This is a genomic window from Sphingomonas sp. CFBP8993 (assembly GCF_034044895.1).
Classification (GTDB): Bacteria; Pseudomonadota; Alphaproteobacteria; order Sphingomonadales; family Sphingomonadaceae; genus Sphingomonas.
This window is the reverse complement of sequence record NZ_JAXCWU010000008.1, coordinates 88,085-102,116: the sequence shown is the minus strand read 5'-3', so window position 1 is coordinate 102,116 and position 14,032 is coordinate 88,085. Positions and strand designations below refer to the sequence as shown.

At 65.6% G+C, this 14,032-nt stretch carries 10 protein-coding genes and 1 tRNA gene; 10 read left to right on the top strand and 1 reads right to left on the bottom strand.

The window, feature by feature from the left end; all coding sequences use genetic code 11:
* The first annotated feature begins 77 nt into the window (after nucleotides 1-77).
* From SOM26_RS16205 to SOM26_RS16180, 6 genes are all read left to right on the top strand, one after another.
* Nucleotides 78-1,343: an MFS transporter gene (locus SOM26_RS16205; RefSeq protein ID WP_320453787.1), complete on the top strand. Its 1,266-nt coding sequence runs from the start codon at nucleotides 78-80 to the stop codon at nucleotides 1,341-1,343.
* A complete protein-coding gene (locus tag SOM26_RS16200) occupies nucleotides 1,340-2,914 on the top strand; it encodes a glycoside hydrolase family 43 protein (protein WP_320453749.1) in 1,575 nt (524 codons plus the stop codon). The genes SOM26_RS16205 and SOM26_RS16200 overlap by 4 nt, the downstream gene beginning before the upstream one ends.
* 142 nt (nucleotides 2,915-3,056) lie before the next feature.
* A complete protein-coding gene (locus SOM26_RS16195) occupies nucleotides 3,057-4,943 on the top strand; it encodes a glycoside hydrolase family 2 protein (protein WP_320453748.1) in 1,887 nt (628 codons plus the stop codon).
* A 229-nt stretch (nucleotides 4,944-5,172) separates the two neighbouring features.
* On the top strand, nucleotides 5,173-5,664 hold the full coding sequence (locus tag SOM26_RS16190; RefSeq protein WP_320453747.1) for a nucleoside deaminase: 492 nt from the start codon (nucleotides 5,173-5,175) through the stop codon (nucleotides 5,662-5,664).
* A 60-nt stretch (nucleotides 5,665-5,724) separates the two neighbouring features.
* A tRNA-Pro gene (locus tag SOM26_RS16185) sits at nucleotides 5,725-5,801 on the top strand.
* 112 nt (nucleotides 5,802-5,913) lie between these two features.
* The gene (locus tag SOM26_RS16180) at nucleotides 5,914-7,893 is read left to right on the top strand and encodes a site-specific integrase (protein WP_320453746.1); all 1,980 of its coding nucleotides are present in this window, start codon (nucleotides 5,914-5,916) and stop codon (nucleotides 7,891-7,893) included.
* Between the two features lie 517 nt (nucleotides 7,894-8,410).
* On the opposite strand, the gene SOM26_RS16175 is transcribed toward SOM26_RS16180, so the two are convergent.
* Nucleotides 8,411-9,574 (bottom strand): IS110 family RNA-guided transposase, encoded by a 1,164-nt coding sequence (locus tag SOM26_RS16175; protein ID WP_320453745.1) that lies wholly within the window; start codon nucleotides 9,572-9,574, stop codon nucleotides 8,411-8,413.
* 423 nt (nucleotides 9,575-9,997) lie between these two features.
* Between SOM26_RS16175 and SOM26_RS16170 the strand changes: the two genes are divergently transcribed.
* The 4 genes from SOM26_RS16170 (at nucleotide 9,998) to SOM26_RS16155 (ending at nucleotide 13,702) form a co-directional block, all read left to right on the top strand.
* Complete coding sequence (locus tag SOM26_RS16170; protein WP_320453744.1) at nucleotides 9,998-12,016, top strand: S8 family serine peptidase; 2,019 nt, start codon at nucleotides 9,998-10,000, stop codon at nucleotides 12,014-12,016.
* Between the two features lie 151 nt (nucleotides 12,017-12,167).
* Complete coding sequence (locus tag SOM26_RS16165; RefSeq protein WP_320453743.1) at nucleotides 12,168-12,800, top strand: hypothetical protein; 633 nt, start codon at nucleotides 12,168-12,170, stop codon at nucleotides 12,798-12,800.
* Nucleotides 12,801-12,812: 12 nt separating this feature from the next.
* Nucleotides 12,813-13,268, top strand: a complete 456-nt coding sequence (locus SOM26_RS16160; protein WP_320453742.1) for a hypothetical protein — start codon at nucleotides 12,813-12,815, stop codon at nucleotides 13,266-13,268.
* Entirely contained in the window at nucleotides 13,265-13,702 is a 438-nt protein-coding gene (locus SOM26_RS16155) for a hypothetical protein (protein WP_320453741.1), read from the top strand. Before SOM26_RS16160 ends, SOM26_RS16155 begins: the two co-directional genes overlap by 4 nt.
* The last annotated feature ends 330 nt before the right edge of the window (nucleotides 13,703-14,032 follow it).

The window sequence follows — 14,032 nt, the reverse complement described above, 5'->3', positions numbered from 1 at the left end:
TCGGCATGGGGATCGTGCCGATGCTCGGGACATGCCGTGCCTCGGCACGGGGCGGATGGTCAATGGGGGCCGGAGTGATGCGTGGAATTGAAGGGCGGGGTGTGAAGCGGTTTCCCTATATTCGCTGGACGATCATCGCGCTGTTCGTGGTTGCGATGGTCATCAACTATCTGACGCGCAGCATCCTGGGCGTCGCCGCGCCCGCGATCATGACCGAACAGCATATCAGCTCGCAGCAATATAGCTGGATCACTGGCGCGTTTCAGTTCGGCATCATGTTCCAACCTGTGGCGGGCTATCTGCTCGACCTGATCGGGCTGAAGATCGGTTTCTCGCTGTTCGTCGCGGTCTGGTCGCTGATCACGCTGGGCCATGGTTTCGCCAATGGCTGGCTCGGCTTTGCGGGGCTTCGCGGCGCGCTGGGGCTGGTCGAGGGATCGGCACAACCTGCGGGCATGAAGGTCGTCGCCGAGTGGTTTCCGGCACGCGAGCGTGGGCTGGCGGGCGGCATCTATCAGATCGGCGCGTCGTTCGGCGCGGTGTTCGCGCCGCCGCTCGTCGCCTGGGCGGTGTTCCATCACAGCTGGCGGGCGGCGTTCTTTGTGGCGGGCGGCCTGGGGCTGCTCTGGGTCGTGGCCTGGCTGTTCTGGTATGCGCCGCCCGGCCGTCACCGTGCCTTGTCCGAGGGCGAGCATAGGCTGATCGTCGAGGGGCAGGAGGCCTCGCTCGCCAGGCAGCGCCGCCGTCCGCCGCTGGGCGAGCTGCTGCGTCGTCGCAACCTCTGGGCGATCGCGGCGGCGCGGTTCCTGGCCGATCCGGTATGGGGCATGTTGTCGCTCTGGATGCCGCTCTATCTGGTGCAGGCACGCCATTTCGACCTGACCCAGATCGCGCTGTTCGCCTGGCTGCCGTTCCTCGCCGCCGACCTCGGCTGCCTGTTCGGACCCGCCGTCGTCGCCTTTCTGCAGCGGCGCGGGATCAACCTGATCGACGCGCGGCGCGGTGCCTTTACGCTGGGTGCGGTGCTGATGACCGGGATGATGTTCGTGGGCAGCGTGAACAGCCCGGTCGCCGCCGTTGCCCTTCTCTGCCTGGGTGGTTTTGCGCATCAGACGCTGTCGGTGACCGTCATCACGCTATGCTCCGACCTGTTCCCGCAGGACCAGGTGGCGACCGCGACCGGGGTGTCGGGGACGGCAGCCAATCTGGGCGTGCTGCTCTTCACCCTGACGCTCGGCTCGCTGGTCGATCAGGTCGGCTATCAGCCATTCTTCATCCTTCTCGGCCTGCTCGATCTGGCCGGAGCTGCTCTCCTCTGGACCCTGGTGCGCAAACCCGCATGACCCCGACCAATCCCATCCTGCGGGGCTTCAACCCCGATCCCTCGATCGTGCGCGTCGGCGAGGATTACTACATCGCGACCTCGACCTTCGAATGGTATCCCGGCGTCCAGATCCACCATAGCCGCGACCTGGCGAACTGGACGCTGGTGGCCCGGCCGCTCCACCGGGCGGACCAGCTCGACATGCGGGGCAATCCCGATGGCTGCGGCGTCTGGGCGCCGGACCTCAGCTACAAGGACGGGCGCTTCCACCTGATCTTCACCGATGTGAAGCGTTACGGCCGCACGACCGTCGACGGCGCCAAGGGGGCGTCGCTGCGCGACTTCCACAATTACTGGGTGTCGTGCGACCGGATCGACGGCGAATGGTCGGATGCCATCCATCTGAACAGTAGCGGCTTTGACCCGGCGCTCTTCCATGACGAGGACGGACGCAGCTGGCTGCTCAACATGCTGTGGGACCATCGCCCGGATCGCAAGCGCTTCGCCGGGATCGTCATCCAGGAGATGGACATGACCACCGGCCGCCTGCTGGGCGAGCGGCGGCGCATCTTCGACGGCACGGCGCTGGGCTTTACCGAGGGGCCGCATCTGTACCGGCGCGACGGCTGGTATCATTTGCTGGTCGCCGAGGGGGGGACCGAGCGCGGTCATGCCGTGACGATGGCACGCTCGCGCGACCTGTTCGGCCCCTATGAGGTGCATCCCGACGGGCCGGTGCTGAGTGCGCGCGATACCCCCGACGCGCCGTTGCAGCGGACCGGCCATGGCGATCTGGTCGAGACGCCGGGGGGTGAAACCTGGATGGCCTATCTGTGCGGGCGACCGCTCCCCGCCAGCGGCCGGTGTGTGATGGGGCGCGAGACGGCGATCCAGCGCATGACCTGGGGCGCGGACGGCTGGCTGCGCTGTGCCGAGCCGACGCCGGTCGGAGTGCCGGCCGAACGGGTCGATGAACGGGATGTGTTCGACGGCCCGACCCTGCCGCCCGCCTTCCAATGGCTGCGCACGCCCCGGCCCGAACGGCTGTTCAGCCTGACCAAGCGGCCGGGTGTCCTTCGCCTGTTCGGGCGCGACACGATCGGCAGCCATTTCGACCAGGCGCTGGTCGCCCGCCGCCAGACCGCCTTCGCCTATGACGCGCGCACGCTGGTGGAGTTCGAACCCGCGCATTTCCAGCAGGCCGCCGGGCTCGTCTGCTATTACAACAGCACCAAATATCACTTCCTGCACATCACGGCGGGCGACGCGGGCGAGCGGTTGGTCCAAGTTCTGTCGGTGCTGCCGATCGGGGAGGGGCAGAGCCTGATCTCCAACCCATTGCCGCTTCCCGCCGGGCCGATCGAGCTCCGCGCGGCGGTCGATCACGAGGTGTTGCGCTTCGCCTTCCGTCGCCAGGGGGAGGGCGAGTGGACTTGGCTGCCGGACAAGTTCGACGCCAGCATCCTGTCCGACGAGGCGACGTTGCCCGGATTGCCCAACTTCACTGGCGCGTTCGTCGGCATGGCGTGTCAGGATATGAGCGGCAGCGGCCACCCGGCCGATTTCCATTACTTCCATTATGCCGAGTAAGGGGGAAGCACGGACCGGTTCGTCGGGGCGGTGCCGCCAAAGCTGGTCGAACATAATGAGCGGCGGGCTGTGCGCATCGCGATCCGGGGGATAAGATCGCCCTCGTACGCCCGAAGGGGCGGCGACGAATAGGGGAGACGGGATGATGGCAAAGCGCTGTTACGGGGTGATGGCCGCCCTGCTGGGGGTAATGGCGACGCCGCTTGCGGCACAGGCGCTGCCGCCGGGAACGCCACCATCACCCGGTCCGGTTCTGGCCTCGGCCGATCTGCGTGACGGCACCGACCTGTCGGGTCCGTGGCATTATTCGATCGACCCCTTCCGATCGGGGATCGCGGGGTTTCACGGCGGCATGCCCGATGCGGGCCAGCAGCGCTGGCGCGATGTCGATATCCGTGCCGCCATGGCGAAGGACAGCCGCGTCCTCTATGAGTTCGACCTCGCGCATTCGCCGCTGACGTCGCTGCCATCCTCCTGGCTGACCCATGCGCCCGAGCTTCGCCATTATGACGGGCTGATGTGGTATCAGCGGACCTTTGCCGTGCCCGGGGCCCGCAAGGGCCGGTATTTCCTGCGCTTCGGTGCCGCCAATTATGCGACCATCGTCTATGTGAACGGCCGGCAGGTGGGGCGGCACGAGGGCGGCTTCACCCCCTTCGCCTTCGACGTGACCGGGGTGCTGCGTGACGGTGAGAACCAGATCACGGTCGGCGTCGACAGCCAAGCGACCGAGGCGACCGTGCCGCCGCCCGTCACCGACTGGGAGAATTATGGCGGCATCACCCGGCCGGTCCGCCTGATCGCCACGCCCGATACCTATGTCGACGATGCCTGGGTCCGGCTGACCCGCGATGGTCGTATGGCGGTTGACGTGCATCTCGACGGGCCGCAGGCGGCGAACCGTGCGGTGCGGCTGCGCATCGCCGAGCTGGGTTTGGATCGTGCCGGCACCACCGATGCCAACGGGAACTGGCGCGCGACGATGGCGGCACCGCGCGCGTTCGTCCGCTGGTCGCCCGATCGGCCCAGGCTCTACGACGTCACGATCGTATCGGGCGAGGATCAGTGGCGCGACCGGATCGGCTTTCGCACGATAGAGCGGCGCGGGGCGGACATCCTGTTGAACGGCAAGCCCATTTTCCTGCGCGGCATTTCGATGCACGAGGAGGAACTGGGCGTCCAACCCACCCGTGCCATTACACCCGCGGCGGCACGGGCGTTGCTGGCCGAGATCAAGGACGGGCTGCATGGCAATTTCGTCCGGCTGGCGCATTATCCGCATTCCGACGTCACCGTACGGCTGGCCGACGAACTCGGCCTGATCGTATGGAGCGAGGTGCCCGTCTATTGGCGCGTCGCCTGGTCCAATCCCGACACGCTGGCCCGCGCCCGAACCATGCTGGCGGAGAATATCCTGCGCGACCGCAACCGCGCCGCGATCGCGATATGGAGCGTCGCGAACGAGACGCCGGTGACCGATGCCCGCAACGTCTTCCTGCGCACGCTGGTCGGCGATGTCCGGCGGCTGGATGATACCCGGCTCGTCAGCGCGGCCCTGCTGGTCGAGCGGGCGGAGGGGGCCGACCATCCCGTCATGACGCTGGCCGACCCGCTGGCCGACATGCTCGATGTCATGGCGATCAACACCTATAATGGCTGGTACTCGCAGGACCGGCTGGCCGATCTGGCGCGCAGCGAGTGGCGGGTGCCCGCCGACAAGCCGTTGATCTTTTCCGAATTCGGCGCCGATGCGCGGGCAGGCTTTCACGATCCCGCCAACAAGCAGAAATTCTCCGAGGATTATCAGGCCGATTATTACCGCGCGACGCTGGGCATGGCGGACGGTGTCCTAACCTTGCGCGGCATGTCGCCCTGGATATTGAAGGATTTCCGCTCACCGCGCCGTCAGAATCCTGACTTCCAGCAGGGATGGAACCGCAAGGGCCTGATCTCCGAGACGGGGCAGCGCAAGGAAGCCTTCGGCGTGCTCAGCGACTATTATGCCCGCAAGGGGGCGGTGCGGCGCTAGGCGGACGTCCATCATGTGCGCGGGGAGCCTGGAACCGGTCGGACAGGACCGGATAGCTCGCCGCCGCCTGCTGGTCCTGCGAAAGATGCCGTTCCATCGGCGTAGGATCACGCGCCGCCTGGTGCCAGAACGGTAGGCGGACGGGATCGGTCGGGGGCTGTTTCGACTGTAAAGCGCTGGCCTTCTCAACATGTTGGGCCCGAAATCGTCGATACGGCGTTGACCGGGCATGACCCAGGAAGATGAACATTGGATGCGCATGGCCATCGCGGTCGCCCGGTCGAAGGGATCCGATCCCTCGACCTCGCCGCTCGGCTCGGTGATCGTCCGTAACGGTCGGGTCATCGCCGCCGAGCGAAATCAGACCGAGGAACTGCCCGACGCGACCGCTCATGCCGAAATGATGGCGATCCGGCGCGGCTGCGAAGGGGAGGGGGAACTCGAACTTCGCGACGCCACGCTTTATTCGACGCTGCAACCCTGCGGCATGTGCACGATGGCTGCGATCTGGTCGAAGGTCGGCCGCGTGGTCTACGGAGCGGAGCGCGAGGACGTCCATGCGATGTATTTCGAGGCGCGCCACATCGATACCCTGTCCTTCATCGCCGACGCGTATCGCGACGACATCAGCATCGAAGGCGGCTGCCTGCGCGAGGAATGCGCCAGCCTCTACTACCCCCCGGACGCGAAGCTGCCGCGCGAAGAACAAGCCAACCTGTAGCATATTCGGGATTTAGCGCTTGCACCACGATCCCTGCTTCCCCTAAGGGCAACCGCCTGTCGGGGAGTGGCGCAGTCTGGTAGCGCGCCTGCTTTGGGAGCAGGATGTCGCAGGTTCGAATCCTGTCTCCCCGACCATCCGCTTGCAAGTCTTTGATTTCGCGTCTTAACGGCGGCGATCAGGGACGGTTGTACCCCCGACTGTACCCCTCGCTGTACCCCTTGGGGTGGCGGAATGGGCTTTTCGAACGTGGCGCTGCGGGGCAGTCGCTATTGGTGGCGCAAGAAAATGACGGTCGCTGGCGTGCGGTTAACGCTGGCGTTACCCATCGGTGCGATGAGCTTTACGGACGCGCGGGTCATCGCCTTGCGCCTCGGTTCGGCGGCGGAAACATTGCGCATGGGGTATGGCGAGCGGTCGACGGGTGTTAGCCCGGATCAACTCAAGAAGGTGTTCAGCGACGCACTGCGCTGGCAGTTGAAGCGCATTCTCGAGGACCAGGTCGCCAGCAGCACTCCCGCCGTCGATCACGCCAGCCTCAACTCCCGCTATGCCGAGGCCTGGACCTTCCTGTCCAAGCGCGGACTCGACGCGAAATGGACGCTCGACGACCTTGATCGCCTGACCGCCAACGGTTGGAACCTGTCCGACGCCAAGGTCGTCGCCGACACGGTCTTCGACCTTCAGGGTGGGAGCCCCGTCTCGGGCGAGCAGATCGGCACTTATATCGAAAATTTCGGGATCGCGCCGACGGCGGCAAATCTGGACAAGATGCGCCGTACCATCTGCGCCGCCAAGGCCGTTGCGTGTCGGAAGGCGACGGCGAACCTGTCCCTGGACGAGGATGTGCCCGCTGAATGGATCGACGACGCGCTTGCGGACGATACGCCATTCGCATGGGAAACGACGTCGGTCCCGCCACCTCAGCCGTCCAAGCCGCAACCGACCAGCCCGGTCGAGCAGGTGGCAGTCCAGCCGGTGCCGGCCAAGGCGAAGCAACGCCTCGTCGACGCCGCCGACGCCTGCATCGCAGTCCATGAACGCCAGCGCGCATGGGATGCCGTCACGATCCAGCAGGTTCGGACCGCCATTCGCCTGCTCGACTATGCTTGCGGCGGCGACGTCTTCATAGAGGATATCACGCAGGAGCATGTGACTGACTTCACTGACCTGTGCAGCACCCTGCCCAACCGCTGGGGCCGTACAACCGAGGAACGCGTGGGCGGGATTGCGGCGAGCTTGGCACGGGCCAAGACCATGCCGGAGAAGATGCGCGGCATTTCCCAAGTTACGATCAACAAGCATATCAGTTGGATCATGGCCGTCCTTCATCACGCCGCAGGTGCGAACAGGGAGAAAGGCCATCGTCCCGCCGAAGCGATCGACTTCAAGACGGCCCGGAAAGGCGTCGGCAAAAAGGCACGTCAACAGCAAAAGCGTGATCGGGAGAGGCGCGCGAACTGGACGAAGCAGGAAGTTCGCCGGCTGCTGTCGGCCCCGATCTGGACCGGGGCGGCCGGGATCGATCGCCGCCTGACGCCCGGAAGCGAGATCCTGCACGATGCTTGGTACTGGCTGCCGCTCATGCTGCCGCTCTATGGCGGTCGCAGCTCGGAGCTGGCCGGGTTGCCGCTTAGCGATGTGCATGAAGACGAACTGATTCCATATCTGCAGATCGATTTCACGGAAGACCGTGGGCTGAAGAATGTTCAGTCCATCCGCAAGCTGCCGATCCATCCGGAGCTGATCCGGCTGGGCTTCATCGAATATGTCCACGCGATCCGTGCGGCGGGCTGCACCATGCTGTTTCCAGACATGGCATCGCCGGGCAGTTCCAGCTTCGCCAGCACCTTCTACAAGAGCATCTTCAATCCGTGGAGAAAATGGGCGTTCCCCAACGGAACGCCCTGGCGGCATCAGGCGGGCGGCGCTTGGAAGGACAAGGACGTCCACAGCTTCCGCGGTACGGCCACGTCGATCCTGAAGGGCGTCGTGCCGGACAGCGTCCGCTGCGACATCTTCGGCCATGAAGGCGAGACCGAGACAGCCCGAACCTATGACGACGAGGCGGATCTATCGATCAAACTGGAGGCGCTCAAGCACCTGACGCCGCTGACCGCGCATATCCAACCGTGTAGACCGATCCGCATTCGCCCGGTGAACCGTTTGAAATTCGGGGTCCGTACGCCTGGCCGATTGGGGCGACCGAAAGTGGACAAGACGAAGTGAACCGCGTTCAGCACACGATTTTAGCGGCCGCACCGATCACCGCTTGAGATTGTTAACCTGGCTGACGTAGAGTCGGTGCGTTCGCCAGCAGGCGAACCGAGGCGTGGAAACCTCGTGATGGGTAGCCGTATGCCCGGTCGAACCAGTTTCGGCCGGGAGGCGGACGCGTATGTCCAGGGCTCTCGGGCCTAAAGTCTCTAGCTGCTGCCCCTCGGTGTGAGGGATATCCCGACTTCTTAACGCTACCTCATGATCTGCTCCTTCGCGGATCTTTGCAAGATCACCTGTCATCACTCCCGGAGTGCAACAGTCTCTTCGCGGTCGGGCGCGTGGCATGGCCGTTGGGCCTGTCGCCTGCCGCAATATGGGCATTCACGTGCAAAGGGTGGAGCTTCAACAAGCGTCACGAGGTTGTCGCCACCTCACCTTTAGGCCCGAAGTCTCCTGTCCCTCCGCCTCCCGGGAGGACGGTTTCGCCGCATTTGCGCGGACGAACCTAGTGTGAACCTGGAATTGTCTATGCGGTCGCGCGCGCCTGCATCAGGTCGCGGTGCGGCCCCACATCGGCGGCCTTCGCCATGAAATGGGTGCCGTCCCGCCATAGGCTGAACATCACGATCGCCAGTTTGCGGGCAAGCGCGACCTTGGCCTTGTTGAAGCCGACGCGCTTGCTGAGCTTCATCCCCCAGTCCTTCAGCGTGCTGAACGACTTGGTGTTCGCCAGCATGACGGTCGCCGCTCCGACCAGATGCGTGCGGGTCAGTTGGTTGCCCATCTTGCTGATCCCGCCATGCGTCAGGCTCTCACCCGACTGATAGACACGCGGGGTCAGGCCCAGATAGGCCGCGACATCGTCGACATGCCGGAACCGTGTCGGGTCCTCGATCGCGCTGTAGAAGGACAGCGCCGTGATCGTGCCGATGCCGGGGATTTCCATGAACCGCTTGCACACCGGATTGGACGCAGCGAGCAGGTCCAGTTCGCGCTCGATCCGTCCGGCCTCGATGTAAAAACGCTCGCACAGATCGAGGAGCGGGATGACACGCGGCCGCAGGTCGACGCCTTCGGTGTCGGCGATGAGGCACAACTGGTCGATGGACCGTTCGCGGAACGTCGCCGGGCTGTCGCTGCCGGGTTCGATCCGCCCGCCATAGACCCGCACCAGCCCGCGGATCATCGCCTCCGTCTCACGCCGCTGCTTGACCAGGCGGTCGCGCATGATCAGGGACGCCCTAACCTCGAAGCACAGGTTCGACTTGACGTAGACCTCGGTCAGATAGTCCCGGCCGCTGCGCGTGATCTCGGCGATGCCGCGCGCGTCGTTGGTGTCGGTCTTGTTGCGCTTCACCGACAGCACCCGGTGGACCTGCAGCGCGTCGAGCACCGCCACCTGGAAACCCTGCTCGCGCAGTTTGCCCGCCAGGTGCGGCGACAGGCCGCCCGTCTCCATGCCGATCAGCGTCACGTGCGACTTGAAGTTGCGCCGCAGATAGCGGCCGATCTCCGTCGCATGGCTCTTCATCGACACCTGGTGGACCACCGCACCATCGACATCCACCACGCACACCGCCGTGCTCTTGAACCCGATGTCCAGCCCGACCCAGAACCGCGCTGCCGCCGGATCCGCCTCCGCCCGCGCCATCGCCGCAACATAGGCCGGTGCCACGATCTTCTTCGACATGACCTGCTCCTTTCCCGTCACCGTTGACCGAAAAAGAATACGCCTCCCGCCGTCGCCTGGGCAGCAGCTAACCCACAAGCGTTCGCGCCTGTCTCATCACAGGTTTCCAACTTCCGGCTTTTTGGGCCGGCACCGCCTCGTTTCTACAGGGCGGTGCCGCCGGCTGGGGAAGCCGATCGGCACCACGCGGACGGGGGTTCGGGCGTGGGTGCACTTATTGGAAGCCGCAATAGACGGCTTACCATGATCAGGAATTCAACGGCCGCGTCGGTGGCGCTGCTACTCACCGCATGCGGTGGAGGCGGTGGCATCAACTCGTCCGGGACGGTGCCTGCGCCCGGTCCGACACCGTCGCCGACACCCACTCCACCGCCGACGGCAGCGGACAGTGCGGAGTACAAGGCTTCGGCTGGCGTCGCGGCAATGAAGGCGGCTTATGCCTATGACAAAGGCATCACCGGCAAGGGCGTCACCATCGCCGTCATCGACACCGGCATCAACGTCGACGAACCGGAGTTCAAGGGCCGCATCTCGGCGGACAGCACCTCGTTCGACCAGAAGATCGCCCGCTGCGCCACCTGCGACGCCGAGATCGTCCGCTACGACCTGAAGGACAACAACGGTCACGGCAGCGGGACCGCATCGGTCGCCTTGGCGGCCCGTGACGCCAAGGGCATTCAGGGCGTGGCGCCGGAAGCGACCCTGCTCGCGCTCAAGATCGCAGGCCCGGACATGTCGAACGTCAGTCCGACGTCCGGCCCGGTGCCCGAGGGCGGCGGTCCGAACGCGGCGCTCATCGCTCCCGCGATCACCTACGCGGTCGAGAAGGGCGCGTTCGTCATCAGCATGAGCCTGAACGGCTTCGCGGGCGGCCAGATCGCTGTTGAGCAGCGCAAGGCGATGGATCTGGTGCGCACCAGCGACCGTCTGTTCGTTAACTCCGTCTCGAACGACGTCGGCCTCGACAGTTTCGCGGGGCAGATCGCCGAGAACCTGGTCGGTATCGATCTGGCCAACAAGGACTGGTTCCTGTTCGGCATCCGCGTCGACCGGAACCTACAGGCTCCGAGCGGCAACGGCACCCCCGGCGCGCTGGCGGATCGTACCCTCGCGGTCGTCGCATCGAACATCGACGTCGTGGGCAAGGATGGTACCATCGCGGCCGTCACCGGCAACAGCTTCGCGGCACCTGCGATCGCCGGTGCGGCGGCCCTGCTCAAGCAGTACTGGCCGCAGCTCGGCGGCAAGGCGATCAGCCGAATCCTGCTCGACACGGCCACCGATCTCGGAACCCCCGGCGTCGACCAGCTCTACGGCGTGGGACTGCTCGACGTCGGGAAGGCGATGCAGGCGCAGGCGCCGGCCAGTTCCTTCGTAGCTGCGCAGACGGCGCTGGCGGAGTTCTCCTCGGTGACCATGTCGGGGCCGTTCGGCGGCGCCTCCGTGATCGGCCGTACCGTCGGCGGCATGACCGTGTTGGACCGCTACGGCCGCGACTACCGAATGACGGCGGCGACCGGCGTCCGCACGCGCGGCACCGGTCTGCTGGCCGGCGGCATGCTAGCGCCGATCGACCCGCCGTGGCTGACGTCCGCCTCCACGAGCACCGACGCCCGTCTCGGCTTCACTTCCACCGTTCCGGACTATTGGCGGCAGGCCCGCCCGAACCGACCGGCTATGGTCTCGTTCTCACCCGCCCCCGGCCAGTCGGTTACGCTGGGCGCGAACGTCGTCGTCGGCGGAAGCGGCGGCGTTGCCGGATCTCCGCTGCGCGCGGTCGTCGCGGCCCCGGTCGGTATATCCTCGGCATGGTCCGGCAACGGCTGGTCCGCCGGCTTCTCGTCCGGTTCGTCGCGCGACGGACGTGCATCGTTGCGCTCCGCCTCCTTCGCCATGCCGTCCGGTTTCGGCTTCGAACTATCCGATCTCGCCGAACGCAGTCGCGTGTTGGGCATGAGCCAGGACGTCGGTGTTGGACAGCGTGGGGCGAGGACCACCATGGCCTCGCTTACGGTGCGACGCATGGTCGTCGGCATCCCCGTCTCTGCACGCGTCACCGCCGCCACCACCAGGGTTGAGGGGGGATCGGACACGATGCGCTTCACCGGTCCGGTCATCGGCACTGCCTTCGCGGTCGAGGGTGGGCACGGCCTGTTCGGCGGCACGGCGACATTCGGCCTGTCCTCGCCGCTCCGCGTCGAACGCGCCCGCGTCATGATGCTAATGCCGGTGTCGTACGACCTCGTCTCCGGCACGCTGACGACCAGGACCGGTACCATCGATCTGACCCCGGACGCGAGGGAGCTTGACCTTGAATTCGGGTGGTCCCATGCGCTGACGCCGACCTCCTCGGTGCGGTTCGGTGTCGCCCATGCCTTCGATGCCGGACATGTCGCGGGTGCGACCGACACGGCGGGATACGTGACGCTGGTGCTGCGATGACCTGGCACCTCGCCGCACGCGCACCGCCTTCGGGCTGACGCGCCCACTCGCGCATAAGCCGAACACCATCAGGACTTGCGACGCCGGGAAGGCTTCCCGGCGATCGACGTCGCGTGTCCATCGCAGAAGGAAGACGAAAATGATCAGAACGATGACGATCGCCACGATGCTGCTGCTGGCGGTACCCGCATCCGCCAAGCCCGCACCGGCCGGCATGAGCCCGTTGCGGATGGACGTTGCCGGGGTTCGGCTGGCTATGCCGATCGGGCAGGTTCGCACTGCGCTCGCCGCCGCATCTTATAGTTGCAAGCCGTTCGGCAACGAGTCCGATTTTGCCGCGAGGGTGGCGGCCGAGGTGAAGGACCGCACCGGTGCCCGCGGCCCTGTTCCCTACACCACCGGGACGATGCAGTTCGACTGCCATGGGCCGAACGGCGAAGGCCTGACGATCCGTTTCGCGCAAGTACAGGCAGGAAGCATCGTCGACAATTTCTCGCTTCGCATCGACGGCAGGACGGTCGATCTGCCCGCGCTACGTAAGCAGCTGGCGGCGAAGTATGGACGACCGACCGTGGGTACCGAGTTGCGGGGATCCTGGTGTGACGCGGGCTACCGCTGCGGCGAGGGCATGGTCTTCAGCGAGGGGCCGACGATCATCATCGATACTTCAAACGGCGTCACCATCGACGCAACCCGTGGCACCCGCGCCAGCAAGGCAGACGATGCCGCCATCATGGCCGAGGCTGACCGGCTGGTGCCAAAGAAATCCCGTGCGGCATTCTGAGCGGAGGCGGACATGCCCTATCTGATCGGCATGATTCTCGGTGACACCCTCGCCAGGATCGGCTTCTTTCGTGCCGCGGGGGCGATCATCGTGCTGGCCGCTACCGGCTTTCTCGCCCATCGCCTGGTCGCAGCCAACTTGGATCCCGACCATGCCTATATCGCCGCTGCCGCAGCACCCCTGGTGCTATTCGGCTGGGCCTTCTGGCGTCCGGCGGCGTCGCGGCTGCGGCTGTGGATCGTCGACGGCGTCTATCTTGCCGCGCGGCTGGCGATGTGGTGGGCCGCAGCCGCATTCGCCATCGGCCTTGTTGTGGCCGAGTTTCGCGTCGACCGCTGGCTGAGCCAAGAATGGCCGCAAGCAGCGACCGCGGGGATCTTCTGGTTGGTGCAGCGGGCGCTCGGCGCACAGGTCGGCCGCTCCCACCGGATCATGGGCGAGCGCAGCGTCATCAAGGTCGACGCATGAGGGGCGCGCTGACGCTGCGGATCGCTGCGGCGCTCGTGCCGGTGCTGACGTCCACCGCCACAGTGGATGCGGCACCTCGACCCGCAGTGCTGGAGGCAACGACGAGGGCGGATTGGTGGGCGGCTGGCCTCGACGGTACCGGCTGCTACTGGTCGCCCCGCCGGGGCGGGCCAATCGTGTTCGTCGCTGCTGGGGACAAGGCGTTGACCAAGGTCAATGGACGCGTCGTCATCCTCAACCCCCGACGCGATGCGCGCGACTTGTTCCCGTTCACCCATGACGCCTGGCGATCCGGCGACCTGACCATCCGGGTCGTCGATACCGCGCGCATTAGGGCTATGGGCTACGAGACGGTCACGACCGACGCGGCGCTGATCATCACCCGCCGCGACGTCACGACCCGACTGCGCGGATCGATGATCTGCGGGTCGTAACCTCGCCGCATGGGCGCTCCGAAGGGTTAGTGGCCATGCGGCCGAAGAGCAGGAAAGCGAAGAAGAGCCCGGGCAAAAAGGAGGTAAAACAGGGCAGAAAGAGAGGCGCAAAAGCGCAAAAGGGTGGGAAGTCCACCCTTTTGCGGGATGCGGGACACATTTGCGTCCGGTCCTCCACACGGGCGAGCCCGCGTTCCGGAAGGCGTAGTGGTCGCCTATACGTTAACGACTGAGCCAGTCGAAGCGCGCTGGCTGCGACCGTCCCCAGAGGGATCGAGAAATGAGATTTGGTTGATCTGCTCTAAAACCATATTCGGAAGGCAATAAGAA